Genomic DNA, 1,415 nt, shown 5'->3' on the forward strand with positions numbered 1-1,415 from the left:
GCAATTATAAAACTATTTTTCATATTTTTTTGTATTTTGGAGCCAATCCAGCTATGCAATTCAATCTTTTTCTCTAAAAACTTTTTTTCTACAAACTTTCAGGAACTTCCTTTGGTCGTTCTGCAAGTTTAAGAAAAAATAGATTTTATCAAAAAAGGATTTCCTTTTTTATCTGGGCTAAAAGCCATCGATTAATTCACAAATTTAGCAATTAAAAAACTTAGATTAAACCTTTTTGAAATTTTAAAGTCTTAATTAAAACTAAAATTTACTATTATGTATAAAAAATTTATTTTAACATTCGCAATAGCGTTCCAAATTGGTTGTAGCAAAGACGAAACAACCATAGAACCAACAATTGTTCCAACCTCTATTACAACTGAAACAATGTATTTTCCACCATTAACTGGCACAAGTTGGGAAACAAAAACAATAGCAGATTTAGGTTGGAAACAAACTGGTGTACAACCGTTACTCGATTTATTAGATCAAAAACACACTAAAGGATTTATTGTTTTAGTGAATGGTCGCATAGTTTTAGAAAATTATTTTAACGGACACGATGCAACCTTGCCTTGGTACTGGGCAAGTGCAGGAAAGACTTTAACATCTACAGTAACAGGAATAGCGCAACAAGAAAACTTAATTAACATAAATAATAAAGTTTCGCAATATTTAGGCACAGGTTGGACAAGCGAAACTTTGGCACAAGAAAATTTAATAACTTGCAAAAATTTGTTAACCATGACATCAGGACTTGATGATACTACCGATGAAATCAATACTGCAAGTCTAATTTACAAAGCCGATGCCAATAATCGTTGGGCTTATCACAATGTGTATGTTAAATTACAAGATGTAATCGCAGCAGCTAGTGGACAAAGTTGGGAAAATTATTTTAACGATAAATTAAAAAACAAAATCGGAATGACTGGTGAATGGAAAACTTCTGGAAACAGTCAAGTATATTGGAGTACAACCCGAAGCATGGCAAGATTTGGTTTAATGATTCTCAATAAAGGAAAATGGGAAAATAACCAAATTCTAAATGAAACATTTTATAACGAGGCTACTAATACTTCTCAAAATATAAATCTAAGTTATGGCTATTTGTGGTGGTTGAACGGGAAATCGAGTTTTCATTTACCAAGTTCTCAAATTACTTTTCAAGGCACATTAATTCCTGCTGGCCCAACAGATATGTTTATGGCTTTAGGCAAAAATGATCAAAAAATTTATGTAATTCCAAGCAAAAAAATGGTAGTCATTAGAATGGGCGAAGTATCCGATGCAGCTAATCCAACATTTGCATTGTCAGGTTTCGACGAATTGTTATGGCAAAAAATTAATGGTCTATACTAATTTAAAAATTTTGAAAGAAAAACTGCTTCTATTGGCAGTTTTTTTATTTAAAT

Annotated in this window: 1 protein-coding gene; it reads left to right on the forward strand. The window is 31.4% G+C overall.

What is annotated here, in order from left to right:
- Nucleotides 1-276: 276 nt before the first annotated feature.
- Nucleotides 277-1,362, forward strand: a complete 1,086-nt coding sequence (locus RMO83_RS01310) for a serine hydrolase (RefSeq protein ID WP_310557864.1) — start codon at nt 277-279, stop codon at nt 1,360-1,362.
- The last annotated feature ends 53 nt before the right edge of the window (nt 1,363-1,415 follow it).

Source organism: Flavobacterium sp. (assembly GCF_031423415.1).
Taxonomy (GTDB): Bacteria; Bacteroidota; Bacteroidia; order Flavobacteriales; family Flavobacteriaceae; genus Flavobacterium.

What these genes read in the sequence shown, in the direction of transcription:
- RMO83_RS01310 (WP_310557864.1), top strand. Translation starts at nt 277, where the DNA reads ATGTATAAAAAATTTATTTTAACATTCGCAATAGCGTTCCAAATTGGT.